The 24,819-nt window shown below is 65.2% G+C and carries 26 protein-coding genes; 12 read left to right on the top strand and 14 right to left on the bottom strand.

Annotated features, from left to right (window positions below):
- Both QHC78_RS13585 and QHC78_RS13580 read right to left on the bottom strand, forming a co-directional pair.
- A complete protein-coding gene (locus tag QHC78_RS13585; RefSeq protein ID WP_319745368.1) occupies positions 1-555 on the bottom strand; it encodes a sigma-70 family RNA polymerase sigma factor in 555 nt (184 codons plus the stop codon).
- An 80-nt stretch (positions 556-635) separates the two neighbouring features.
- Positions 636-1,499, bottom strand: coding sequence for an alpha/beta fold hydrolase (locus tag QHC78_RS13580; RefSeq protein WP_319745366.1), 864 nt, complete (start codon positions 1,497-1,499; stop codon positions 636-638).
- 113 nt (positions 1,500-1,612) lie between these two features.
- Between QHC78_RS13580 and QHC78_RS13575 the strand changes: the two genes are divergently transcribed.
- A complete protein-coding gene (locus QHC78_RS13575) occupies positions 1,613-2,359 on the top strand; it encodes a pseudouridine synthase (protein ID WP_319745364.1) in 747 nt (248 codons plus the stop codon).
- Positions 2,360-2,383: 24 nt separating this feature from the next.
- On the opposite strand, the gene QHC78_RS13570 is transcribed toward QHC78_RS13575, so the two are convergent.
- From QHC78_RS13570 to QHC78_RS13560, 3 genes are read right to left on the bottom strand one after another with little or no spacing between them, the layout of a single operon-like run.
- A complete protein-coding gene (locus QHC78_RS13570; protein ID WP_319745362.1) occupies positions 2,384-3,337 on the bottom strand; it encodes a Bug family tripartite tricarboxylate transporter substrate binding protein in 954 nt (317 codons plus the stop codon).
- 30 nt (positions 3,338-3,367) lie between these two features.
- Positions 3,368-4,036, bottom strand: a complete 669-nt coding sequence (locus QHC78_RS13565) for a GntR family transcriptional regulator (protein WP_319745360.1) — start codon at positions 4,034-4,036, stop codon at positions 3,368-3,370.
- 18 nt (positions 4,037-4,054) lie between these two features.
- Positions 4,055-4,711: a DUF4286 family protein gene (locus QHC78_RS13560; protein WP_319745358.1), complete on the bottom strand. Its 657-nt coding sequence runs from the start codon at positions 4,709-4,711 to the stop codon at positions 4,055-4,057.
- 129 nt (positions 4,712-4,840) lie between these two features.
- Between QHC78_RS13560 and QHC78_RS13555 the strand changes: the two genes are divergently transcribed.
- From QHC78_RS13555 to QHC78_RS13540, 4 genes are read left to right on the top strand one after another with little or no spacing between them, the layout of a single operon-like run.
- Positions 4,841-5,419, top strand: coding sequence for an amino acid synthesis family protein (locus tag QHC78_RS13555; RefSeq protein WP_319745356.1), 579 nt, complete (start codon positions 4,841-4,843; stop codon positions 5,417-5,419).
- Between the two features lie 10 nt (positions 5,420-5,429).
- Positions 5,430-6,626, top strand: a complete 1,197-nt coding sequence (locus tag QHC78_RS13550; protein ID WP_319745355.1) for an amidohydrolase family protein — start codon at positions 5,430-5,432, stop codon at positions 6,624-6,626.
- Positions 6,627-7,835, top strand: a complete 1,209-nt coding sequence (locus QHC78_RS13545) for an FAD-dependent oxidoreductase (RefSeq protein ID WP_319745354.1) — start codon at positions 6,627-6,629, stop codon at positions 7,833-7,835.
- Positions 7,836-7,845: 10 nt separating this feature from the next.
- Positions 7,846-9,237: an aldehyde dehydrogenase family protein gene (locus tag QHC78_RS13540; RefSeq protein WP_319745352.1), complete on the top strand. Its 1,392-nt coding sequence runs from the start codon at positions 7,846-7,848 to the stop codon at positions 9,235-9,237.
- A gap of 6 nt (positions 9,238-9,243) precedes the next feature.
- Here QHC78_RS13540 and QHC78_RS13535 read toward each other — a convergent pair whose 3' ends face one another.
- Genes QHC78_RS13535 through QHC78_RS13520 form a run of 4 tightly spaced genes read right to left on the bottom strand, consistent with a single transcriptional unit; the run spans position 9,244 to position 12,767 of the window.
- Entirely contained in the window at positions 9,244-9,864 is a 621-nt protein-coding gene (locus QHC78_RS13535) for a PqiC family protein (RefSeq protein WP_319745350.1), read from the bottom strand.
- Entirely contained in the window at positions 9,861-11,498 is a 1,638-nt protein-coding gene (locus QHC78_RS13530; RefSeq protein WP_319745348.1) for a PqiB family protein, read from the bottom strand. Before QHC78_RS13530 ends, QHC78_RS13535 begins: the two co-directional genes overlap by 4 nt.
- The gene (locus QHC78_RS13525; RefSeq protein WP_319745346.1) at positions 11,482-12,111 is read right to left on the bottom strand and encodes a paraquat-inducible protein A; all 630 of its coding nucleotides are present in this window, start codon (positions 12,109-12,111) and stop codon (positions 11,482-11,484) included. The genes QHC78_RS13530 and QHC78_RS13525 overlap by 17 nt, the downstream gene beginning before the upstream one ends.
- A complete protein-coding gene (locus tag QHC78_RS13520; protein WP_319745344.1) occupies positions 12,108-12,767 on the bottom strand; it encodes a paraquat-inducible protein A in 660 nt (219 codons plus the stop codon). Before QHC78_RS13520 ends, QHC78_RS13525 begins: the two co-directional genes overlap by 4 nt.
- A 209-nt stretch (positions 12,768-12,976) precedes the next feature.
- On the opposite strand from QHC78_RS13520, the gene QHC78_RS13515 reads away from it, so the two are divergent.
- Together QHC78_RS13515 and QHC78_RS13510 are read left to right on the top strand one after the other, a co-directional pair.
- Positions 12,977-14,302 carry an amidase gene (locus QHC78_RS13515; protein ID WP_319745342.1) on the top strand — a complete coding sequence of 442 codons (1,326 nt, stop codon included), beginning with the start codon at positions 12,977-12,979 and terminating at the stop codon, positions 14,300-14,302.
- Positions 14,303-14,340: 38 nt separating this feature from the next.
- Complete coding sequence (locus QHC78_RS13510; protein ID WP_319745340.1) at positions 14,341-15,066, top strand: enoyl-CoA hydratase/isomerase family protein; 726 nt, start codon at positions 14,341-14,343, stop codon at positions 15,064-15,066.
- Positions 15,067-15,079: 13 nt separating this feature from the next.
- Here the strand turns inward: QHC78_RS13510 and QHC78_RS13505 are convergent, their stop codons facing one another.
- Positions 15,080-15,604 (bottom strand): MarR family winged helix-turn-helix transcriptional regulator, encoded by a 525-nt coding sequence (locus tag QHC78_RS13505; RefSeq protein WP_319745338.1) that lies wholly within the window; start codon positions 15,602-15,604, stop codon positions 15,080-15,082.
- 267 nt (positions 15,605-15,871) lie between these two features.
- Between QHC78_RS13505 and QHC78_RS13500 the strand changes: the two genes are divergently transcribed.
- Together QHC78_RS13500 and QHC78_RS13495 are read left to right on the top strand one after the other, a co-directional pair.
- A complete protein-coding gene (locus QHC78_RS13500) occupies positions 15,872-17,110 on the top strand; it encodes an aromatic ring-hydroxylating oxygenase subunit alpha (RefSeq protein ID WP_319745336.1) in 1,239 nt (412 codons plus the stop codon).
- Positions 17,107-17,574 (top strand): aromatic-ring-hydroxylating dioxygenase subunit beta, encoded by a 468-nt coding sequence (locus tag QHC78_RS13495; RefSeq protein ID WP_319745334.1) that lies wholly within the window; start codon positions 17,107-17,109, stop codon positions 17,572-17,574. The genes QHC78_RS13500 and QHC78_RS13495 overlap by 4 nt, the downstream gene beginning before the upstream one ends.
- Positions 17,575-17,616: 42 nt before the next feature.
- Here QHC78_RS13495 and QHC78_RS13490 read toward each other — a convergent pair whose 3' ends face one another.
- The gene (locus tag QHC78_RS13490) at positions 17,617-18,645 is read right to left on the bottom strand and encodes a Bug family tripartite tricarboxylate transporter substrate binding protein (RefSeq protein WP_319745332.1); all 1,029 of its coding nucleotides are present in this window, start codon (positions 18,643-18,645) and stop codon (positions 17,617-17,619) included.
- Between the two features lie 176 nt (positions 18,646-18,821).
- Here QHC78_RS13490 and QHC78_RS13485 point away from each other — a divergent pair, with 176 nt between their 5' ends.
- Complete coding sequence (locus tag QHC78_RS13485; RefSeq protein WP_319745330.1) at positions 18,822-19,586, top strand: hypothetical protein; 765 nt, start codon at positions 18,822-18,824, stop codon at positions 19,584-19,586.
- A gap of 21 nt (positions 19,587-19,607) precedes the next feature.
- Here the strand turns inward: QHC78_RS13485 and QHC78_RS13480 are convergent, their stop codons facing one another.
- The 3 genes from QHC78_RS13480 to QHC78_RS13470 are packed head-to-tail and all read right to left on the bottom strand — an operon-like array spanning position 19,608 to position 22,438.
- Complete coding sequence (locus tag QHC78_RS13480; RefSeq protein ID WP_319745328.1) at positions 19,608-20,612, bottom strand: TauD/TfdA family dioxygenase; 1,005 nt, start codon at positions 20,610-20,612, stop codon at positions 19,608-19,610.
- A gap of 56 nt (positions 20,613-20,668) precedes the next feature.
- Positions 20,669-21,436, bottom strand: a complete 768-nt coding sequence (locus QHC78_RS13475; RefSeq protein ID WP_319745326.1) for an HpcH/HpaI aldolase family protein — start codon at positions 21,434-21,436, stop codon at positions 20,669-20,671.
- Between the two features lie 27 nt (positions 21,437-21,463).
- Positions 21,464-22,438, bottom strand: coding sequence for a Bug family tripartite tricarboxylate transporter substrate binding protein (locus QHC78_RS13470; RefSeq protein WP_319745325.1), 975 nt, complete (start codon positions 22,436-22,438; stop codon positions 21,464-21,466).
- A 237-nt stretch (positions 22,439-22,675) separates the two neighbouring features.
- On the opposite strand from QHC78_RS13470, the gene QHC78_RS13465 reads away from it, so the two are divergent.
- Together QHC78_RS13465 and QHC78_RS13460 are read left to right on the top strand one after the other, a co-directional pair.
- Complete coding sequence (locus tag QHC78_RS13465; RefSeq protein WP_319745323.1) at positions 22,676-23,659, top strand: Bug family tripartite tricarboxylate transporter substrate binding protein; 984 nt, start codon at positions 22,676-22,678, stop codon at positions 23,657-23,659.
- A 61-nt stretch (positions 23,660-23,720) separates the two neighbouring features.
- Complete coding sequence (locus QHC78_RS13460; protein WP_319745322.1) at positions 23,721-24,740, top strand: isopenicillin N synthase family dioxygenase; 1,020 nt, start codon at positions 23,721-23,723, stop codon at positions 24,738-24,740.
- The last annotated feature ends 79 nt before the right edge of the window (positions 24,741-24,819 follow it).

Genomic DNA, 24,819 nt, shown 5'->3' with positions numbered 1-24,819 from the left:
TCAGTCCGCTGCGGCCGGATCGGCGTCGGCGTCGGCGGCGCCGAACCGGAGCCGGTAGCAATGCCGCGCCGCCGTGGCAAGATACTGGCGCACCCGGGACACCGAAACCCCCAGGCGCGCCGCGATGTCGGCATGCGCCAAGCCGTCGAGCCGGTTCAGGACCCAGGCCGTCCTGGCCTTGGCCGGGAGGCCATCGAGCATCCTGTCGATTGCCAGCAACGTCTCGAGCACCAGCAGGCGGGTTTCGGGGGACACCTGCACAGGCTCCGGTGCCGAAGCCAGGTCCGCCAGCCATGCGCGCTCCAGCTCGGCACGGCGAAAGAAATCGACCAGCAATCCGTGCGCGATGGTCGTGAGATAGGCGCGCGGCTCGTTCAGCCGGGGCAGACCCAACTGGGCGCGCGTGGACAACAGCCGTACGAAGGTGTCCTGCGTAAGGTCGGCCGCCGCCTCGGCGCAGCCCAGCCGGCGCCGCAGCCATTGGTGCAGCCACGACCGGTGGTCGCTATAGAGAGCCTGTACCACATCGGAGGGGATCGGACGGGAAGCGGACACGGGGATACCGGTACACGTTATAAATGAGAACCACTCTCATTATTATCCGGCAACCGAATTCCCGCAACGCCCGGCGGCTTTCAGCCGAAGAACTCCAACAGCATCCGGTTGGCCGGCCCGGCCTGCTCGTACTGGGCCCAGTGGCCCGCGCCGGCAACCATACGCCATTGCCGTTCGGCACGGCCGTCCACCCACCAAGGCCCCACCCGGGCCGGATCGGCCGTCACGTCGTGCTCGCCCCAGGCGAACAGGATGGGCATGGACAGCTGGTCCAGCAATCCTTTCATCGGCCCGCTCAAGGACAGCGCCTTGCTGCGGAAGCGCGTGGTTTCACAGGCGTGCCGATGCACGGCGACGGCCAAGGCATCGATATGGCGTTCGTCGTGCAGCATCAGCGCCCTGAGGTTATGCCGCAGATCTGCCAGCAGAGCCTCTTCGCCGTCCGCCAGGCGCCAGTTGACCATTGCCATTTTCTGCCGCCGGGGCGTGCCATGGCCGGCAGCGCCAAGCAGCGCGAGCCGTGTCACGTGGCCCCGATGGACTGCCAGGTGCGCGGCGCACAGGCCGCCGAACGAAAACCCGGCCAGCCCCACCGGCGTGCCGGCGCCCAGGAGCCGGTCCAAGGTGGCGGAGGTCGTGGCAACCAGCTGCGGCAGGCCGGCCGGCGCCGGCAGCGTACCCGATTCGCCAAACGACGGCATGTCCGGCATCCAGAGGGTGTGCCGGCTCGCCAGAGCTTCCACGTTGCGTATCCAGTGTCGCCAGCTGCCGTGGCCGCCATGCAGCAACACGAGCGGACTGCCCTGCCCCGCCGACCGCCAGCGCACGGTGGTGCCGCCGTATTCGACGTCATGGACCGTCGTCATGGCCTCCACGGCCGCGATGAACTGGGCAGCCTGCATGTCGGGATGGGGCTGGGTGGGAATCGGCTCGGTGGCGCTCATGAGAATCGACGGCGGAGGACAGAGGAAAAAGCGAAGCTTAACCCGCCGCCGGGCGGCGCCTTGCAGTCCATCCACTAAACTAGCGGCTGCACCGATTCCCAGAAGCAGCCAGCATGTCCGAGCCCGTACGCCTGTCCAAACGCATGTCCGAACTCGGACTGTGCTCTCGCCGGGAGGCCGACGAATGGATCAGCCGCGGCTGGGTGCGCGTCGACGGGACGATCGTATCGGTGTTGGGCAGCAAGGTCCTGCCCCACCAGAAAATCACCGTGGAACGCCAAGCCAGCGCCGAACAGGCACGGCGGGTGACCATCCTGCTGAACAAGCCGGTCGGCTACGTCAGCGGGCAGGCCGAAGACGGCTATCTGCCGGCGGTCACGCTGGTCAAGGCCGCCACGCGCTGGAGCGGCGACCGCTCGCCCACCCGTTTCCAGCCGGGCCAGTTGCGCAGCCTGGTGCCGGCGGGCCGGCTGGACATCGATTCGGTAGGCCTGCTGGTGCTGACCCAGGACGGCCGTATCGCCAAGCACTTGATCGGCGAAGACTCGACCGTGGACAAGGAGTACCTCGTACGCGTGCAATACACGCGGCCCGGGCGGTTTCCCGACAGCAGCCTGAAGCTGCTCAATCACGGCCTGTCGATGGATGGAAAGCCGCTGCGCCCGGCCCAGGTGCGCTGGCAGAACGAGGACCAGCTGTCGTTCGTGCTGCGCGAGGGCAGGAAACGGCAGATACGCCGGATGTGCGAGATAGTCGGCTTGCGGGTGGTGGGGTTGAAGCGGGTGCGCATCGGCGGCGTGGTGCTGGGCGACCTGCCGCCAGGACAATGGCGCTACCTGCGGGCGGACGAAAAATTCTGAACCGCGGCGCCCGCAGGCCGGCCGTCAATCGAGCGATGCGCCCGACTCCTTGACCGCGGTAGCCCAGACCTTGTTGTCCTCGACCAGCTTCTGGGCAAACTGCTCGGGCGTGTTGCACAACACCGATACGCCGATATTGGCGAGCTTGGCGGCAAAGCCTGCATCCTTGCCCGCCTCGGCCAGCGACGACGCAATGCGGTCCACCACTTCCTTGGGCGTACCGGCCGGCGCCGCGATGCCGTTCCACGTTTCCGTGGCAAACCCCGGATAACCCTGTTCGGCAACGGTCTTGACCGAAGGCAGGTCGGCCGAGCGTTTCTCGCCGGACACCGCGACCACACGCAGGCGGTTGCTCTTGACGTAGGGCAGCACTTCCGCGACGTTGGCGAAATACATGGGCACCTGTCCGCCCACCACGTCGGCAATGGCCGGCGCGCCGCCCCGATAGGGCGCGTGGATCATCGACAGCCCGGCGCGCTTGACGAACATCGCCATGGTCAGGTGGCTGACCGAGCCGCTGCCGGCCGACGCGTACGCGACTTGTCCCGGCCGGGCCTTGATGTAGTCCACCAGCTCAGGCAGCGTCTTGGCTTCGAAACCGGGATGAACCGCCAGCGCGAATTCGTTGGTGGCAACGATGGAGACAGGCGCGAAGTCCTTGATCGGGTCGTACCGCACTTTCTGCAGAGAGGGCACGATGGCCATCTGCGGCAAGGTAGCCATGAACAGCGTGTAGCCATCGGGCTTGGCCCGCGCCACGAAATCGGCCGCGATGGCGCCGTTGGCGCCTGGCCGGTTATCCACGACCACGGTCTGCTTGAGTTGCTGCGTCAGCCATTCCGCAGTAATGCGCGCGATGCTGTCGGTATTGCCGCCGGCCGCGAAAGGCACGACCAGCGTGATCGCCCGCTCCGGCCACGCCGCCTGCGCACTGCCCGCCATGAGCAGTGTTGCTGCCAGAAATGCTTTCCACTTCATCTTCATCTCGGTTCTCCCGTGAGTCGAACATCAGGCAGCCGCGTTCATGGCGCGGTAAACATCGCGCGCTTCCGTCTCCGCTGCCTTCACGTGGGCGACGGCGGCTGCGCGCGCGGCCCGCGCGTCGCCTTTTTCCAGTGCTGCATAAATGCTTTCCAGCTCGCGCACGCTGTGCTTGGCGCGACCCGGGCTATCCATGGTCTTGGCCCGCAGGAAATTGATGCGGGTCAGCAGGCCGTGTAGCACTTCCCCCATGACCGGGTTGCCGCAGGCCTCGATAATGACTTCGTAGAAATCGGCGGTGGCCGATATGCGGGCCTTCCAATCCTGCTTTTCGACGGCATCGGCGAAAGCATCCAACGCACCGCGCATGCGCTGGAGGTCGTCAGGCTGGACGCGCGGGGCCGCCAGCGCCGCGGCCTCGCCTTCGAGGAGCGCCCGCAGGTGGTAGATGCCCTCGGCCTCCTCCCAGCTGAGCTCGGCCACCGAGGGACCCTTGTTCGGAACGATGGTGATGAGCTTTTCGGTGGCCAGCACGCGCAGCGCCTCGCGCACCGAAGTTCGGCTCACACCCAGCATGCTGCACAGCTTGGCCTCCACCAGCCGTTCGCCCGGCTTGAAATAGCCGCTGGTAATGGCTTCGCGCACCAGGCGCACTGTTTCCTGCTGCACCGAACGCGGCGATATCTTCAAATCCATATCGGTCTGCTTCCCCTATCAGAGCGGCGGCGTCTGCCGGCTCCCGTGGCGATCGAACAGCCCATATTCGCCCTTGAACCATGGCTGTGCAGCGAGGCGCTCGCGCCACGGCGTGGCACGGGCACGGGCCCGCTCGGGCGACTCCAGGGCGGAGACGTCGTCGAGGTAGTGCAGCGCCAGCCGGTTGTAGCGTCCGGGCTCGCCATCCTTGACGTGGAAACGCCGTACGGCGCGCCATTGCGGGCACTCGAGCAGGATGGGCACGTGGTCCTGTTCGTACCAGGCGTCGAAATCGGCCAGGTGTTCTTCCGGCACGTTGAACCAGACGGGATACAACACCGGAGCGTCGATGGCCTGGGGGGAAGGATCGCCGGCGCTGCTGATTTCCTCGCACAGATAGCGCGTGAATCCCGAGACGTTGCTCAGCATCCAGGCGGTTTCCTCGGAAGGATGCTGCTTGATGGCCTGGTAGGCGACCGTGCGCAAGGCGGCCAGGTCGTCCATTTCATAAACCGCCAGGTAATTGCGTTCGTCCGCCTGGTAGCGCTGGGCGCTGACGAAGCCGCGCAAACCCATGCGGATGGGGATGTGTTCCTCGTCATACCAGCGGTTGAATCTGTCTTCCCACTCGGGGGCCGGCGTCATTTCGGAAAAAAGGATGGCACGTCCGCGCATGGAACTCTCCGTTTTTGGCTTTCGATTGACTTTATGATTGTATGACAATAACATCGTCGAACAGTCAGTACAACAAGAATTTCCAGACCCCTCGCCCTTGGGGGGAACGCCAGACGTCAGGAGCGATGCATGCAAATGAAAGTACGCAGGTGGCAAGCGGTAGTCGAAGAAAAGCTGGAAGAAGCCGGCCGGCCGGCGGACGTACCGCTGCGCAAGGCCGCCATCGTCGCCTTTGTCGAGAACCCGTATGCCGGGCGCTATGTGGAGGACCTGTCCCCCATGATCGAGGCCAGCCCCGAACTGGGAGAGCGCATGGCGGCCAAGCTGATGGAGGTCTACGGCGACCATCCCGTGCTGTCGTACGGCAAGGCCGGCGTGGTCGGCCTGGGCGGCGAGCAGGAGCATGCCAACGCGCTGCTTACCACCCCCGCGGCCGAACCGCTGCGCCGGGCCATAGGCGGAGGCAAGGCATGGATTTCCTCGGTCACCAAGATGGGCGGTCCCGGCACCGTGCTGGACGTGCCGCTCGCCTCCAAGGATGCGCTTTACGTGCGCGGCCTCTATAACGCCATGACGCTCTATTTCCCGGACGGTCCCCTGCCCGACGAAATCGCGCTGGTATTCGCCGTTTCCAACCGCGAGCGCATCAACGCGCGGGTCGGCGGGCTGCAATTGAAAGACGTGCAAGGCAAGGACGGACTCATTTGAGGAGAACGCGATGAAACTGGCTATCGTCAACCTGGGCCGCATCCTCACCGGCGAGTGGCGCGAGCCCTATGCCGCGGGTGACGCCATCCTGATGCAGGACGGTCTGATCTCCAAGGTCGGAACGCTGTCTGCAGACGAGGTCGAAAGCGCCGACGTGGTGATCGATGCGGCAGGCACTACCGCCATACCCGGCCTGATCGATTCGCAGGTGCACAATACTTTCGGCGACTACACCCCGCGCCAGAAAACCGTCGGCTTTCTCGAAAGCTATGTTCACGGCGGCGTGACCACCGCCATCAGCGCCTCCGAAGTGCACGTGCCGGGACGGCCGAAGGACCCCGCCGGCGTGAAGGCGCTGGCCGTGGCCGCACTCAAGTGCTTCGAGCATTTCCGGCCGGGCGGCATGCGTGTCTACGCCGGTTCCATCATCATCGAACCCGGGCTGACCGAGCAGGACTTCGCCGACGTCGCCGCCCAGGGCGTATGGCTGGCCAAGGCCGGTTTCGGCGCCGTCAAATCGCCCTTCGAATACGCCGAGATGGTGGGCTGGGCCAAGAAGCACGGCATGATCACCACGGTCCATACCGGCGGTTCGTCCATCCCCGGCTCCTCGGGCATCTGGGCCGACCACCTGATCGCGATGCAGCCACACGTGTCGTTCCACGTCAATGGCGGGCCGGTGGCCATGCCCGACGAGGACTTCCCCAAGCTTGTCCATGAGTCCCAGATCGCCTTGCAGGTCTGCACCGCCGGCAATCTGCGCACGACGCTCATGCTGGGCGACATGGTGCGCGCCGCCGACCAGTTCGACCGTTTCCTCATCGCGACCGACACGCCCACCGGCAGCGGCATCATGCCGCTCGGCATGATGTACACCATTACGCACCTGGCCAGCCTCACGGACATGCCGGTCGAATGGGCCATCGCGGCGGCCACCGGCAACAACGCCCGGGTCTACGGCATCAACAGCGGCTTCATCCAGCCGGGCAAGGATGCCGACGTCATCCTGCTCGACGCCTGCGTGGGCGGCTCCAAGAGCGACCCGCTGGACGCCCTGCGCAATGGCGACATCGCCGCGGTGTCGGCCGTCGTAACCGACGGCGTGCCGCGCTTCGTGGGCAAGAGCCGCAATACGCCCGCCGGCAACCGCCCGGTGCGCGTGGCCCGCTGCAACATCCCGCAAGACTACTCCACCGGAGGCCATTGAATGACCAAGCATATCGCCATCGTCGGGGCCGGGCCGGTCGGCGTCGTCGCGGCGCTGGCTGCCGTCCAGCAAGGATTCCGGGTCTCGCTGTACGAAGCGGAATCACGCGTCGACGACAGCCCGCGCGCAGCCACGACGCATAGCTCCACGCTCGAGATGATCGCGCGCGTGGGACTGATCGACCGCTTCATCGCCGAAGGGCTGACCGCGCGCTACTTCCAGTTCTGGGACCAGGTGTCCCAGCGCATGGTCGCCCAGTTCGACCATGAAGTCCTGAAAAACGACACGCCCTACCCCTTCGTCGTGCAGACCGAGCAGCACAAGCTCGCCAACATGGGGATAGAGAAGCTGCGCGGCTATGCCGACGCCTCGGTACACTTCCAGCATCGCATCACGGCCGTATCGCAGACCGACGATGGCGTAACGCTGACCGCCGAGGCGCCGGACGGCGAAGTCCGCATCCAGGCCGACTACGTGGTCGCCGCGGACGGCGGCCGCAGCACCTTGCGCAAGGCGCTGGACATCCCGTTCGAAGGCATGACCTGGCCCGAGCGCTTCATCGTCATTACGGTCAAGGACGATTTCGAGCAGTTGATGGGCTGCTGCTACCGCAACTACCTGGCCCACCCCGACGCCTGGACCAATCTCTTCAAGATATCGGGCGACGACATGCAAGGGCGCTGGCGCGCGGTGTTCCCATCCCAGGTCGACGAGACCGACGAACAGGCGCTGAGCGATGCCGCCGTGGCGCGCCGCCTGGCCCACGTGTTCCCGAAAGCAGAGCCCTACGAGGTGCTGCACCGGAACATCTATCGCGTCCACCAGCGTGTGGCGGCCCGGTTCCGGAAAGGGCGCGTATTCCTGGCGGGTGATGCCGCGCACGTCAACAACCCCATCGGTGGGCTGGGACTGAACTGCGGAATCCATGACGCCATGGAACTGGTCGATATGCTGGCCGCGGTGGAACGTGGCGAAGAGGACGCCTCGGTGTTCGACCGCTACGAGCGCCGGCGCCGGCAGATGAATATCGAGTTCGTCCAGCAGCAAACCGTCAACAACAAGAAGCGGCTGGAGGAGAAGGACCCGGTCATCCGCGCGCAGGCGCTGGACGAAATACGCAAGACCTCCGAAGACCCCGACAAGCATCGCCAGTTCCTGCTGCGCAGCTCGCTCATCGATAGCGTGCGCAAGGCCCGGACGGTTGCATAGAGGAGGCGCCATGGACTCGCCTGCTTTGCGCGTCACCTCGCCCTACGATGGCAGCCCGGTCGGCGAGATCCCGTACACCTCGCCGGCGGAGATCCGACTGGCCCTGGACGAGGCCGATGCCCTGTTCCGCAACCGGCCGCGATGGCTGCCCGCCGACGATCGCGTGGCCATCCTGCGCGCGGCGGCGGCGTTCATGCTCGAGCGCCGCGATAGCCTGATCGAGACCGCCATACGCGAAGGCGGCAAACCCTATCGGGACTCTGCCGTGGAAGTGGACCGGGCCATCGACGGCATGCGCAACTGCGCCGAGCTGATCCGCTCCGAGGGCGGCCACGTGGTTCCCATGGGCACCACCGCTGCCTCGCGCGGCCGCATCGCGTTCACCCAGCGCGAGCCCATCGGGCCGGTGCTGGCGCTCAGTGCGTTCAACCACCCGGTCAACCTCATCGTCCACCAGATCGGCCCGGCCATCGCCGCGGGCTGCCCGGTGCTGGTCAAGCCGGCGCGCGACACGCCGCTATCGTGCCTGAACGTGGTGCGCGCCCTGCGCGACGCCGGCCTGCCCGAAGCCTGGTGCCGCATGCTGGTGCCGGCGTCGCACGACGACATCGACATGCTGATACGGGACGGACGGATCCGGTTCCTGTCGTTCATCGGCAGCGCCGAAGTCGGCTGGAACCTGCGTGCCCGGCTGGCGCCCGGCATGCGGTGCGCGCTCGAACACGGCGGCATTGCACCGGTCCTGGTCGACCGGGGGGCCGATCTCGACCAGGCAGCCGCGGCCGTGGCCAAGGGCGGTTTCTATCATGCGGGCCAAGTGTGCGTATCGGTCCAGCAGGTGTTCGTGCATCGCGAGGTGGCCGACGGCTTCCTGGAACGTCTTGCCGTCATGACCAGCGGGCTCAAGACCGGCGATCCGCTGGAACGCGACACCGACGTGGGCCCTTTGATCAAGACCAGCGAAGCCGACCGCGTCGAGGCCTGGATAGCCGAGGCGCGGGACCAGGGCGCCACGGTGCTCGCGGGGGCAACGAGGCTCTCCCCCTCCTTGATTGCGCCGACCATCCTGCGCGACGCCCCCGGGCATGCGCAGGTGTCGTCCAAGGAGATCTTCGGCCCGGTGGTCAGCGTGCAAGTCTACGATGACCTGGATGACGCCTGCCGGCGCGCCAACGTGGGCGGCTACGCTTTCCAGGCCGGCGTGTTCACGAACTCCATCGACATCGCCACCCGGGCCTACGCCGGCTTGAACGCGTCGGCAGTCATGATCAACGACCATTCCGCCTTCCGGGTGGACTGGATGCCTTTCGCCGGATTGAACCAGTCCGGGTTGGGCGTGGGCGGCATTCCCCACACCTACCGGGAAATGACCATCGAAAAAATGATGGTGCTGCGCGGCTGATGCCCGTCAGCTTGCCGCGCAATGCGGCGCCGTGCCGCCGCCAGCCAGCGCACGCTGGCTGGCGACGATCGCATCGGCCACCTGCGCAACCAGCTGCTGATGGGCCACGACGACGTCGCTCACCGACTGCCCGGCGGCCGCCTGCTCGAATCGGCCCAGGCAGACCCGGCTGCGGTCTGCACCGAGCTCCTTCACCGACCACGCCACCGCGGCTTCCACAGGGCCGCCCAGACGCGCGTCCAGCCTCGAGAATTCCACGTTGATACGATAGACAGGCTTGCCGCCGGCGCCGACCTTGGCCACGTCCACCGCGTGCAAACGGCTCTGGAGCGCCGACGACAACGCGTCCTGCAGCTCGTCATCCAAGGACGCGGACCAGCGCTGCTGTTCCAGCGTCCGCACCTGGGCCCCGTCCTCCCGCAGCACGATCTGCCGCCGGCGCAAGCGCTCCGGCAATTCGACCGGGGCAAGATCGATGGACATCCGCGGGCCCTCCGCCGCTGATGCGGGCGGCGCCGCCACGAATTCGCTTTGCAGCGTATAGGTGTCGGGCACCGACGGCGCGGCGCAACCGGACAAACTTCCTGCGGCGGCCAGCGCCGCCATCGACAGAACGAAGTTCTTCATCGGTCTTCCCTGGGCTTTCCACGCAGCAAGGACTGCGGATTCTCTTCGAGGTAGTCGGTCAATTGCCGCAGCGAATTGGCGGTGCGCATCAATTCGCGCAGGGCATGGCGCAGATCCTGCTGCAACGGCGCGTCGGCCGCGAACGTGCTTTCGGCCGCCTTGAGCGTCTTGCGCGCGTCTTCCATGGTGGCGACGATCTCGGGCGCCACCTGGCCATCGAGGCGCCGGACCAGCTGATCGGCCGATGCCATGGTGGCGCGCATGGAGACCAATGCCGACGCGAGGTCCTGGCCAATGGTATCGAAGGGCACCTTGCCGATCTTGTCGACGATCTCGGCCAGCTTGCCCTGCAGCTCGTTCAACGCGCCCGGTATGGTCGGGAACTCCGGCAGGCCCTGGCTCTCCCCTAGCTGCGGAGTCGCCGCGCCCTTGAAGAAGTCGATGGCCACGTACAGCTGCCCCGTCAGCAGGTTGCCATTGCGCAGTTGCGCGCGCAGGCCCCGTCTAACCAGGACGTCCATCAGGTGGCGTTGCGCCGCCTCGTCCAGCGCCCCGGGCTCGCCCGCGTTGCGCAGCCCCAACCGCGAAGGATAGAAATCCACCACCACGGGAAGCCTGAAGGAGTTGGTTTCCTTGCTGAACTCTATGCCGATGGAACGGACCTCGCCGATCACCACGCCGCGGAAATCGACCGGCGCCCCGGCCGACAGGCCCCGTACCGACTGCTCGAAGTACATGACCACGCTGACCGGCGGACCATCCTGGACCCTGAGCGCCGCTTCCTGGTTCTCGGCCAGCTGGAACACGGCGTCGTTCTGCGCCACCTGTCCGGGCGGCAGGTGCGGCGATTCGATGAACGACACGCCGCCCAGGAGGACCGTGGCCATCGCTTCGGTGTGCAGCTTGAGCCCGTCGGCGTCCAGCTTCAGGTTCACGCCGCTGGAATGCCAGAAGCGGGTACTGGTGGTGACGAACTCATCGTAGGGCGACTTGACGAACACACGCACCGTCACGCCTTTGCCGTCCTGGTCGAGATCGTAGGCCACCACCTGCCCCACGTTGACGCGGCGGTAGTACACCGGCGACCCGATGTCGAGCGAACCCAGATTCTCGGCGTGAAGCACGAACTGCTTGCCGGGCGTGTCGGCGGTAACGATGGGGGGCACCTCCAATCCCGTGAACGACGTCGCGCGTTCCTTGGACCTGCCCGCGTCCACACCGATATAGGCGCCCGACAGCAAGGTCCCGAGCCCGCTCACCCCACTGGCCGCGATGCGTGGCTTGACCACCCAGAAACGGCTGTCCTCGACCGCGAAACTCGCCGCGTTCGCGGTCAGCTCGACTTCGGCGATGACGTGCGAGCGATCCTCGGCAAGGCGGACGGACTGTACCTGGCCGATGTCGACTTCCTTGTAGCGGACCTTGGTCTTCCCGGCCTCGATACCCTCGGCGGAACGGAAGCTGATCTCGATGGTCGGGCCGCGGCTGTACCAGCTGTCGATCGCAAAGGACAGGCCGGCGAGCGCAGCCACGATCGGAATCAGCCACACGAGCGAGGGCAGCCAGCGGCTCGGCTTGCGGCGCACGGGATCGTCGGGCATTGCGCCGGGAGGGGTTTCAGGGGTGGGTGTCATGGGTGTCTATCGGGTCCCAGATAAGGCGAGGATCGAAACTCATCGACGCCAGCATGGTCAGTATCACGACCAGGCCGAAGGCAATCGCGCCGGGCTCGGGCCGGACCGTCGCCAGCGCTTCCAGCCGCACCAGTGCCGCCAGCAAGGCCACGACGAACACATCGACCATGGACCAGCGGCCGACCGCCTCGACCATGCCATAGAGCCGGGTGCGCTCCCGCGGCCGCCACGTCGAGCGGGCCTGCGTCGTCACGACCAGCATGAACAGGACCGCCAGCTTGAAGATGGGAATGACGATGCTGGCGCAGAAGACCACCGCGGCGACGAAGTACGACTTCTCATGCCACAGGTAGGTCACGCCGCTCATGATGGTGTTGGTCTGCGTGCCGAGCAGCGTTCCTGTGGTCATGATGGGCAGCAGATTTGCCGGCAGATACAGCGCCATGGCGGCCAGCAGGAAGGCCCACGTCCGTCGCAGGCTGTCCGGCTTGCGGGGATTCAGCGCCGCGCCGCAACGGGTACACCCCTGGCCGGCGCGGGTCCGGGGATGGATGGCGGTGCATTGCGGGCACTCCACTACGCCCGCCTGGGAGGCCGTCTGCACCGGCCTCATCGGGCCTCCCGGGCCGCGGCCGGATAGGCCGGTTCGCCGCGCTCCGCATATTCCCAAAGGTCGGCCGGATCGAGGCCCACGACGATCGCCAGCAATACCGTCAGTACGCCGAACGACCAGAGCGCGACTCCCGGGATGATCGCCGCCATGGCGGACAACTTCACCAACGCCGCGACGATCCCCAACATGAAGACTTCGATCATCCCCCAGGGCCGTCCCAGGCGCATGACACGCACGGCCAGCCCGAAACCGGGGGGCACGCGGCCCAAGCCCATCGGCACCAGCAGGTAGATCAGGAGCGCGAGTTCGAGCAAGGGAAACAGGATGATGGTGGCCAGCACCAGCAGCGATACCGACAGCATCTCCTCCAGCGCCAGCACCCTGACCGCTTCCCAGACAGTCGCTTGGGTGCTCGCTCCCTGGATTTCCATCGTAACGATGGGAAAGACGTTGGAGAGCACGAACACGATGAGGCTGGCCAGCACCACCGGCAGCAAGACGCGATAGCGCCGCTCGTTATTGCGATAGAGCTCCGTGCCGCAACGCCGGCAATAGGCGCGTTCGCCGGGCGCAAGCGCCGTCCGCCGGTAAACGGCATCGCAATGCGGGCACAGCTTCAGGGCCGTATTGGCACCAGAATGGGAAGGATGCGGCATGAATCAGACGACATCGATACAGAGCCGACCTGGCCGGCCGAACGGCGCACATACAAACACAACTGTATGTAAATACCCCTGCATGATATAGCAGAACCGGTCCCGCTCCTTTTCCGTATGTTTCCGCCCCGGCGACCTCCTATTCTCCTGTTGACGGACGCTGGCCATTTACTTATCCTGCATCACATACTTGAGTCTTTTATATCGACATGCTGACGCCTTATCACACCGCCATCGAAAGTTTCCGCCGCGGCACCGACACGCCCCGGGATTATCTCGAGCGAACGCTGGAACGGTTGGAAGAACTGGAGCCCCGCCTCAAGGCCTTCGCATCCCTGGCCATCCCCCGTGCCCGTATCGCGGCCGACATGGCGACCCAGCGCTGGAAAGCGGGCACGCCGCTATCGCCCATAGATGGCATGCCCATAGGCATCAAGGACGTGATCGAAACTTTCGACCTGCCCACAGCGATGGGCTCGCCCACTTACGATGGATGGCGGTCGGGGCGCGATGCCGCGTCGGTATTCGCGCTTCGGGACGCGGGAGCGGTCATCCTGGGCAAGACCAAGACGACCGAGTATGCCGGCAGCTATCCCACCGATACCCGCAACCCTCATGACTATGACCGGACCTCGGGCGGCTCCAGCGCCGGTTCGGCCGCCGCGGTCGGGGCAGGCATCGTGCCCGCGGCGCTGGGCACCCAGGTCATGGGCTCGATCATCCGGCCCTCCAGCTTCTGCGGGGCGTTCGGCTACAAGCCTACCGTCGGCGGCATCAACCGAGGGGGCAGCCACGACTTCCAGAGCCACAGCTGCATAGGCGTAATCGGCGCAAGTCTGCAGGACATATGGGCGACGGCGCATGCCATCGTCGAACGCGTGGGCGGTGACCCGGGCGCCATGGGCCTGGTCGGCACGCGCGATCTGGGCGCCGCTGCCCAGCCCGCACGGCTCGCGCTGTTCGAAACCCCGGGCTGGAATACCGCCACGGCGCAGGCGCGCGAAGGCTTGCTGGACCAGGTCGAGCGCTTGCGCAAGCAAGGCGTGCAGATCATTTCCCGGCGGGATGATCCGCAGATGGAAGCACTGGAAAGCGCGCTGGCCGATATACGCGAGCTGGGATCGGACATCTTCGGTTTCGAGTCCCGCTGGCCTGCCAACAGCGCCATGTACCGCGACAGGCTAGGGCTGAGCCCACTCATCCACGCCAGCATGGAACGCGCCAACAAGCTCGGGCTCGAGGGCTATCGCGCATGCCTGGAAAAACGGGCGCAGCTTCGCCGGCAGTTCGAAGATATCGCGGGCGGGGTCGATGCCTTCATCACGCTCAGCGCGCCGGGTGCCGCTCCGCGCGGCATCCAGTGGACCGGCGATCCCATCTTCAACGTCTCGGCCTCGGTGCTCGGCGCGCCGGCCGTCTCGCTCCCTTTGCTGCAGGACGACGGCATGCCGCTCGGCCTGCAGCTGCTGGGCGCCCAACACACCGACCAGCGCCTGTTCCGGACCGCTCTATGGATCCAGGGACAGAACCGCTGAGCCCCCGGCATTCGCCGTTCTCCACAAGGACTCTCTACATGTCTAATCCGCACGCTGGTATCTCGGGCCCTGGCTTTCTATATTCCGTCGAAGACGGCTGGGGGCACCTGCAACTGGACCGGCCGGACGCCGGAAACCGGGTGGGCCTGGAAATGCTCGTCGCCATGACGGAATTGCTGCGCACCGAGCCTCAGCACGCCGGTGTGCTGCTGATCTCGGCCGCCGGCAAGGACTTCTGCCTGGGCCGGGAGCGTGCGGAACAGACCACCCCGGTCACGCCGTTCGATGCGTTCAGGCCGGTGGCCGCCTTCTATCGCGCGCTGTCCGAATTCCCCGGCCTCACCATTGCCGCCGTGCAGGGCCGCGCAACAGGGTTCGGCGTGGGCATGGCGCTGCGGACGGACCTTTGCCTTGCGGCAGACGATGCCAGTTTCACGCTGGACGAGATTCCGCATGGTATTCCACCAATGTTCGTATTGAGCGAACTGGTCGACCACCTGCACCCCAAGCACTTGATGGAAATGATTTTGACGGGCCGCACGGTCGCGGCGCCGGAAGCGCTTGCCATGGGCCTGGTGTCGCGTACCGCGCCGGCGGCGGAGCTGCTGCCCACCGCTCGCGACACGGCGGCGGGCCTGGCTGGCCCCAAGGCACCGCTCGTGGCCTCCTGCAAACAGTACATCAGGCAGATACGCGCCGTCCCGCATGCAAGCCGGCTCGACGCGGCATTGAGCGCGCAGACGCTTTATGCGGTGGGCAACTGAACGCCGGACCCGCTCACGCCAACTCCAGCCCGTATCCGGCGTAGAAGGCGAAGATCTCCATGGCGGCGCGCTGATCGGCCTCCGAGAGCTTGCTGTGGAAGTACTGCACTTCCTTGTGGAGGTCTTCGACAATGGCGTGCAACACTTCCACGCCCGTGGCGGTAGCGCACGCCCAGGTCGCGCGGCGGTCTTCCTCCGATGGCACGCGGCGCACGTAGCCATTCGCTTCCAGCTTCGTCACCAGCCTCGAGGCCAGCGCCGATGAAGAAATATCCAGACGCTCCGCCACCTGCCCGATCGGCAGGCGCTGGTTGGGCGAACCATAGATCTGGACCAGTGCCTGCTGCTCCAGCGGTTCGAGCCCGTGCTTGCGCACGCAGTCGTCGATGATCCGCTGAACCCGCCGGATGACATACCGGGCGGCCGCCACATTCTGCATGTAATCGTGGAACTCGTAGGAGTGAAAACCGTGGTTCGTGTCCACCCACTTGACGAATCGTAAACCGCTCTTTTCCGGGCTGACGCGCTTTCCGGCCATCTGTCGTCCTCTCGATTTTTTCTGCCGCGCGCATGGCGAGGCGGGCAGCCAGGCAAAACTTGCCTTCAGTAGTGTATCAAAAACACTTACCTGAGACGGGCAGCCCCTACCGCCGCCACCCATGATTCCCCGCCGATGAAGCACCGGAGCGGCATAGCGACGATCTCACACTTTTATATTTGATTTAAGTACGGTATATTAATCATGTATTTTGGGCATTGAGCACGCGGCGTAGCGGCCGTGCATAGCGCGAGAACAAGGCATCCCATGGACAAGACGACGGATGAAGCACTTCCCCGCTGGCCAGAGACGCCAGGCCGGGTTCCCTATTGGGTCTATACCGACCGGCGGGTGTACGAACGGGAGCTGAAGCGCATCTTCAACGGCTCTACCTGGAACTACGTGGCGCTGGAATGCGAGATTCCCGAACCCGGCGACTACAAGCGCACCTTCATCGGCGAGCAATCCGTGCTGGTGGTCCGGGACAAGGAAAGGCGCGTGAACGTGCTCCTCAACCGCTGCGTGCATCGCGGCGTAGAACTGTGCCAGGCATCGTCGGGCAAGGTGAAGGACTTCATGTGCCCATACCACCAGTGGGTCTACGACCTCGAAGGCAGGCTCCGGGGCGTCCCGTTCAAGCGTGGCGTGCAAGGCAAGGGCGGCATGCCGGAGGATTTCCAGACCGGCTCCGTTTCCTTGAAGCGGCTGGCCGTGCACGTACGCGGCGGCGCCATATTCGCCAGCATGGGCGACGATCCGCCGCCCTTCGAAAACTACCTTGGGCCGACCATACTTGGGTTCTATGACCGGGTGTTCGACGGACGCTCCTTGCGGCTGCTGGGCTATCTGCGCCAGAAGATAGGCGGGAATTGGAAGCTCATGCTGGAAAACATCAAGGATCCCTATCACGCCAGCCTGCTGCACGTCTTCTTCGTGACCTTCGGCCTGTTCCGCGTCGACAACCCGTCGCGCGTCGTGATGGACGAGTCCAAGCTCCACACTGCGCTGGCCTCGCAACGCGGCAAGCAGGAACTGAACGACGGGACCTCGCAGATGAAGTCCTTCAACGCCAAGCTGGTCCTGAATGGTCCTGAGCTGCTCGACGTGGAGCGGGAATTCCCCGGCGAATCGACCGTGGTCATGCACACCATCTGGCCTAACCTGATCCTGCAGCAGCAATCCAACACGCTGGCCTGCCGCCAGATCGTGCCCTGCGGTCCGGACGCCTTCGAACTCCACTGGACCTTCTTCGGCTATGCGACCGATAGCGATGAAATGATTCAGCGCCGCTTACGGCAGGCCAACTTGATGGGACCGGGCGGCCTGGTCTCGATGGACGACAGCGAAGTCGTGGCGCGCATCCAGGACGGCATTCGCGCCGATTCCAGCGACGCCGGCATCGTGGAAATGGGCGGACTGGGCACCGAAACCGAAACCGACCACATGGTGACCGAAGTCGCCATCCGGGCCTTCTACGAAGGATATCGAAAGGTGATGGACCTATGAACGTGACCCAGCAAGAGATTTGCGACCGCGTTTATCTCGACTATGCCGATGCGATCGACAACGGATCGCTGGAGACCTGGCCGGATTTCTTCACCTCGACGGCCGTCTATCGCATCGTGTCCAAAGAGAATTACGACCGCAATCTGCCGTTGAACCTGATGTACTGCGATGGGATGGGCATGCTCAAGGACCGCGCCCATGCGAGCGCGAGCCTGAACGTCTACGCGCCGCGGACGTGGCGCCACCTGGTGTCGAACATACGCATACGGCAGAAAGAAACGCTGTTTACCGGCTGCGCCAACTTCGCCGTGTTTGAAACCATAGAAGGCAAATCGACCCATGTCCTGGCAAGCGGCAGGTACCTCGACCTGATCGTATGCGGCGAAGACGGGATACGGCTCGCGCGCCGGACAGTGGTCTACGACACGGGGCTGATTCCGGGATCGGTCGTCTTTCCGCTCTGATCCCGTGTTCCTGGCTGGCCGCCTCGCGCGAGGCGGGTCCGCTCATTCCGGGAAAATGCCCGCCGTTTCCGCGATCTGCTTCCAACTGCCGACCGCTCCCCGCAGCAGGCCGGCAAACTCGTCCGGGCTGGTGCCCAGCGGTTCCGCTCCCTCGGAAGCCAGTAATCGCGCCACTTCTTCATCGCGCAACAGCGCGCGCAATTCGGCATTCAACTTGGCCACGATTTCAGGAGACGTCCCTTTGGGCGCGGCCAGGCCATGCCAGATGCCATTCTCCAGGTCGACGCCCTGCTCCTTGAAGGTCGGCACGTCGGGCAGCAGCGGCGAGCGGCGTCCCGCCGCGATGCCAATGGCACGCAGGCGCCCTTCGCGGATATGGGGCAGGACCGGAACGACGCTGGTCACGCTCATCTGCGTTTCGTTGGAGATCGTGGACAACAGCGCAGGCGCCCCACCGCCATAAGGGACGTGCACCAGTTTCATGCCCATGGTGGTCTGCACCAGTTCGGCAAACAAATGATTGACCGTTCCCTGCCCAACCGAGGAATAGTTCAAGGTGCGGGGCGGCAAGGTATCGGCGTGAGCCTTGAACGTCGCCAGCGAATCGGCCGGCACGCTGGGATTCACCACCATGACGAAGGGCGCCTTGGCGATGAGCGAAATCGGCGCGAAATCGTTCATGGGATCGAACGGCACGGTCTTGAATATGCTGGGGTAGACGGGCAGCGCCGTGCCGGCCCAAAGCAGGGTGTATCCGTCCGGCTTGGCCCGGGCCACGTAGCTGCTGCCTATCATGCCGGCCGCACCGGCCCGGTTTTGGACGACCACGGACTGCTGCAAGCGCTCTTCCAGTTTGTGGGCGATGAGCCGGGCCACCGGGTCGACACCTCCTCCGGCCGCGTATGGCACCACGATCGTGACCGGACGCGATGGATACCGGTCCTGCGTCTGCGCCGGCGCGCCCCACGCAGCCAGGACGAGACCCGCCCCCACGCCCATCGCGCTACGCCTCCACACCGTAGACCGGTACCCGACGACAGACCACGATACGGCAACATGCCCCATGCTCATTTCGCTCTCCGGGACGCCGATCGCGTCCGATAATTACTCAAGTCTCCTATTTAAATAAATATCTCGTATACATAAATAAGCACTGTCGATGATTGACAAGCCTATTCATAGTATTTATCTTAGATAAGACACTCAAGTCATAAAATAAGCGGGTAAGCGATCCGGGAGAGAAGGTCATGATCATCGCCATATCGGATACCGCGGCCAGACAACGCTCGTCGCAACTGGCGGCCGGTGGCGTCATCCCGGCCAACCGCATCGAGTACATCGGCAGCCGCCCCGCGCGCGGCGGCGCCGGGCAGCCGCAGGCATTCACCATCGAAATGTCGCCGGAGCAGGAATTCGGCCCCCATTACCACACGGTGGACCAGTACCAGGTCATTCTCTACGGGGATGGGCGTATCGGCCGCCGTGAACTGTCCACCTATTCCGTCCACTACACCGACCGCTATACCTCGTACGGCCCGCTGGTTGCCGGCAGCGGGGCCATGCACTACATGACCTTGCGCGCCCAGGCCGACCCGGGCCCTCAGTACCTGAGCCAGCCCGGAGCCAGAGAGCGCATGCAGCCCTCGAAGCGGCGGTTCCTGCTGAAAAGCGGGATTCCCACGCTGGCCGCCGGCGAGCTCGCCGAACTCCAGGCTCCCCGCGTCGATACGCTGTTTCCGCTTTATGACGATGGCGTGCAATCGCAGGTATTCAGGCTGGGGCCGGGCATGAGCGTGCCCTTGCCGGACCCCGCGCAAGGAGGCGGCCAATTCCTGCTGATCATGGACGGCGAAGTCCTGCTCGACGAGCCGCTGGAACGCCATTCGACGATCTTCGTGGCGCCCGGTGAACAGAGCCGGCCGCTGCAGGCGGGCGAGACGGGCGCCCAGGTCCTGCTCATGCAATTCGCCAAGCCCGAACCGCCGCAGCCGGCCGCCGCCGATCGCGCGTAGCGGCGGTCCCGCCGGCACGGTTCAACTCGGCAGGCGGGCGAGCCCGTAGCCGTTGAGCTGGGGAAAGTCGGGCGGCAAGGGGCGGCGCTCGCGGCACGTCAGCCAGAGCCGCAACATGTGCCGCTCACGCCCGGGCTCGGGCCAATCCTCGAAATCGGTACGCGAGTGCAGCATCGTGTAGTTGTTGCACAGCTGGATGTCGCCCGGCTGCAAGTCCATGTCGAGGTGCAGGCGCGAATCGCGCGCCAGCTCGTCGAGACAGTCCAGGGCCTCGGTTTCGAGCGTGCTCAGCGGCTGTCCCAGCTTCCTGGCGCCCGCCTCGATCTGCGCGCGCACGTATCGGCAGCTGACCAGGCCATCGACCTGCCCGAATACCGGAACGCGGTGGGGCGTCACGGGTGCGTCGCTCAGCGCGGCTTCGCGCCGGATGTAGTGAAAGCCCCGGTACAGCGGCGGCAGGTATTCCGGGTGGCGGCGCAATAGCTCGTTGTGCAGCGCCAGCGCGCTGACCACGCTGCTGGCCCCGCCCGACTTGGCGCGGCGCAGGCACATCAGCCCGACCTCGTCGCAGCCGTCGGAGTGGAAGGGCAAGTGCGCGTTGGTCTCATAGCCGCGCACATCGATCTTGCCGAACTGGCGCCCGTAATCCTTGACGTGGCCCAGCAGCTCTCCGCGCGGGTTCTGCATGACGGGCATGCCGAGATATGTCCCCAGTCCCCAGAACACCATGCCGGCTTCTTCATCGGTGTAGCGCTCGGCGGGCAAGCCCGTCAGGACAACAAAGCCGCGCCCGCGCTCTACCTCGCGCGCGCAGCGCGCCAGCTTTTCGCTCACCGACGGCAAGAGGAAGGTTTCACGATCGATTCGCGGCAGCTCCAGGCCGCGCTCGCGGACGGCTCGAAGCGCGCGGTCGATCTCGTCCAGCTCCGCTTCGGTGAAAGTCTCCATCCAGTCGCTCCGGCCGGACAGGTCGGCACCGACCCATGCGTCGGGCGATGTGATCGTGTTCATGTAAACCGCAGACATACAAGGGACTCCTCGATCCTCAGGTCGTATCTTTTCCGGCCGCATGCAGCCGGGCGTCAAGCCTCGACCGCCGCCCGCATGGATGCCAGGCCGCCGCGCAGCGTGGCGCCGAGCAGCAAGGTCATCATCATGGTGTGATAGGTCATGCCCATGGCGACATGTTCACGGCATTCATCACCGGAGAACGCGTTGGCGCCCACCGCCACGCCCGCACGCTTGCACGCGGCCACGCACTCGGCCACCGCCTCGCGCACTTTTGGATGATTGCCGTTGCCGCCCACGCCCAGCGAGTACGACATGTCCGTAGGACCGACACACACTGCGTCCACACCGGGCACGGCCAGGATGTCGTCGAGATGGGCCATCGCTTCGGCCGTCTCTATCATCAGGATGACGGCAACGGCGCGATTCGACGCCTCGATATGCGTGCCGCGATCGCCGAATCCGTAGCGGGCCGCCGGCGTCGAGAACGCCACCGAGCGGGAGCCCGCGGGCGGATACCGGCATGCCCGCACCATGCGCGCTGCCTGCTCGGCCGTCTCTACCAGCGGCACTTGTATGCCGCAGGCCCCTGCGTCCAGCAGGCGCGGGATATCCTGCTCGAAAGTCCTGACGATGGGAGCAAGGCCGACGCCATGGGCGGCCCGGATGGCCTCCCCCACGGTCTCCACGCTGGCCGGCCCATGTTCATTGTCGATCACGACGAAGTCATATCCGGCGTACCCGCACATCTGGATCAAGGCGGGCTGCGGCGTCCCGACCGAGATGCCATAGACGTGGCTGCCATCGCGCAAGCGGGGCGCAATGCTGTGTTGCAGATTCATGGTTGCGGCTCCTGTGGCGTCCGGAGGTCATTGCGGTTTCAGGTCCATGGCGCCGGCCAGGGTCCGGAACCGGGCGTTTTCCTTGCGCACGTTGCGCACGGCCGCTTCCCCTACGCTCCACGACGGCGCTAATCCCAATTGCTGCAATTGCGCATTGGTATCGGCATCGCGCGACAGCTTGGCCAAGGCAGCCTCCAGCCGTGCACTCACAGCGGGCGGCACATCTTTGGGCGCGAAGACCCCGAACCAGCCACCGACCTCGAACCCCGGGAAACCCTGTTCGGCGATGGTGGGGATGTCGGGCGCCAGCGGGCTGCGTTGCAGCGACGAGATCCCTAGCGCCTTGATCTGGCCGGTTTTCAAAAGCGGCAGCACGGCAGACGTGTCGGCCACCGTGAATTCGACATGACCTGCCGCGACGTCGGCCAGGCTCGGCCCGGTGCCCTTGTACGGCACATGGAGAAACTTGATGCCCGCCTCGCGCTCGAACATGGCGATGAAGAAAGGATTGGCGCTGCCGCCGGTGGCGGCAGTGACCGGTTCTTTCTTCTTGCGTGTGTAGGTAATCAATTCCTGGATGCTGCCGGCCGGCACCTTCGCATTCACCACGAAGATCTGGACGCCGGTAGCCGCGATGGCCAGAGGCTTGAAGTCGCCATCGGGGTCGTAGCGGACGCTGGCGTTGATCAACGGCAGGATGGATATGGTTGCGGTCGACCCCAGCAGCAAGGTGTAGCCGTTAGGGGCGGACGATGCCACGGCCTGCGCGCCGATTGCCCCACCCGCGCCGCCTTTGTTGTCGACGTAGACCGGCTGTGCCAGCTCCTCGCCCAACTTGTGTGCGAGCAGGCGCCCAACCGAATCCACCGGGCCGCCCGGCGGGAAAGGGACCACGAGCTTGACGGGCGCCGCCGGATAGTCGGATTCGGCGGCGATCCCGGCCGGCGGCGACACGGCAGCCACGGCCAGCAGGACGGAAAAGACGAGACGCCAGGCCCTCATAATTCACCCGCATCAAAGTAGGTTGAACAAAAAAGGTACAAAAATAAGATATTCAAGTACCTTATTTTCGTGAACAGATAATAGGGGGGCGACATATCCGTGTCAATGCCTAGCCGGCACGGCCACATCGGCCGGCACGTCAAGTCGTACAAAAGCATTGATGCACAAAAGTATGGTTTCAAAGTATGATAAATGCCGGCTGCAGCACTTATCATCATGTGAACGGGAAGGATGAACATGGTCTTGGTTGTCCGTACGGCACTCCCGCTATTGGCAGTGGCGCTGGGCTGTGCTCCACACGCATCTGCGCCAGCGCAGACGAGCTATCCGAACCGGGCGCTGACCATGGTGGTGCCCTTCCCCGCCGGCGGCCCGACCGATCTCATCGCCCGGGTGCTGGGCAAGACACTTTCCGACTCGCTCGGCCAGCCCGTTGCCGTGGAGAACCGGCCCGGGGCTACCGGCAACATCGGCGCTGCCCACGTCGCACGCGCCCGCCCCGATGGGTACACGCTGCTTTTGGGTACCAACAATACCCACGGAGGCAATCCCGCCCTGTACAAGTCGACGGGCTACGACGCGGTAGCCGATTTCCGCCCCATCGGCCAGATCGCCTACCAGCGCAACAGCCTGGTGGCATCGCCCCATGCGCCGTTCTCCACCGTCGCTGAACTGGTGCGACGGGCGCGCAGCCAGCCCGAGACGATCCGCTACGCCTCGCTGGGCAACGGCAGCGGCGCCCATGTCGCCGGTGCGCTGCTGCAGCTCTCGTCCCACACGCAGATGACGCATGTTCCCTACAAGGGGATTGCGCCCGCGCTGATCGACCTCATGCGCGGCGAAGTAGACATCATGTATGTCGGCCTGCCGAGCGCGATGCCCTATCTGCGCGAGGGCAAACTGAAGGCGCTGGCCGTCGACGGCGAACAGCGATCTCCCGATCTTCCCCAGGTACCTACCCTGGCGGAGTCGGGCTTTCCCGGCATAGCCATCGAACCCTGGTACGGCCTGCTTGTGCCGGCCGGCACCCCGGATGCCATCGTTCGAAGACTGAGCCGCGAAACGCTCAAGGCCCTGGACGATCCTGCCCTGCGCAAGCAATTCCTCGACGCCGGGTTCCAGATCCGGGGATCGACGCCGGAAGAATTCGGAAACTTCATTCGAAGCGAATTGGCGCAGTGGTCGGAGCGGATCCGGCTTTCCGGCGCCCGCCTCGACTAAGCCGTCCCTCATCCGCGGAACTTGCAGCGCAAGCCGCTTCACTCTCTAGTGGGAGACATCCATGGCCTTACCTCTATCCAAGCAAATCTCCACGGCCGAAGTGCCGGTGGTGGACCTCGCCGCCATGCATGGCGGCAGCCCCGAGGAAAAAGCGCAGCTGGCCACCGAGATGGCCGAAGTCTGTCGGGACATCGGCTTTTTCTACGTCGTCAATCACGGGCTGACGCCAGAGGACATGGAAGCGCCGTTCGCAGCTGCGCGCGAGTTCTTCGCGCTGTCGCCGGAGCGCAAGCAGGCGATCGCCATGGCGAAGTCCCGCGACTACCGCGGATACCTGCCCATGAAGACGCTGGGCGACGACCCTGCGCTGAAAGGCAATATCCACGAGGCGTTCCACTTCTACCTCGAACGCGATCCCACGCATCCCTCCGTGGCCGACGGCAAGCCGCTGCGCGGGCCCAACCAGTGGCCGGAAGACCTGCCGGGGTTCCGCGATACGCTGCTGCGCTACTACGCCCAGGTCGACGATCTGGCATACCGCATGCTCAGTCTGTTCGAACTCGGACTGGGCCTGCCGGAAGGACGGCTGCGCCGCTATTTCAATGACCCCATGACCATGATGCGGCTGCTGCACTATCCGCCGCAGCAGCCGACGGACTCGGGAGACCACATAGGCGTGCGCCCGCACACCGACAACGGGGCATTCACCATTCTTTCGCAGGATACGGTGGGCGGCCTGGAGATCCTTGGCAGAAGCGGCGAATGGATAGCCGTGCCGCCGATTCCGGGCAGCTTCGTCATCAACCTGGGCGAAATGATGAAGCTGTGGAGCGACGGCATCTTCCTCGCCACGCCTCACCGGGTGGTAAACCGCTCCGGCCTGGAGCGCTATTCCGTACCCTACTTCCTGATGCCCGACTACGACACCCGCATCGAACCGCTGGTGAAGAATACGGGCGAGTTCAATGAACCGGTCCTCCACAACACGATCGCCCGCGGCCAGGAGTTGAGCTGCGGCGAGATACTCGGCCGGGTCTGGAATCGTATCTGGCCCAGCCTGGATCGCCAACGAGTCGACTAGGCGTCCCCCGCCCTTTCACGCTGCCCGGCCGCCGGCCGGGCTTTTCCATGGCGGGCCGCGGCGCGCGGCCCATGCATAG

Source organism: Pigmentiphaga sp., from assembly GCF_033795525.1.
In the GTDB taxonomy this organism is placed as follows: Bacteria; Pseudomonadota; Gammaproteobacteria; order Burkholderiales; family Burkholderiaceae_B; genus Pigmentiphaga.
Note: the sequence above shows the minus strand (reverse complement) of the source record. Positions and strands in the feature narration are given on the sequence as shown.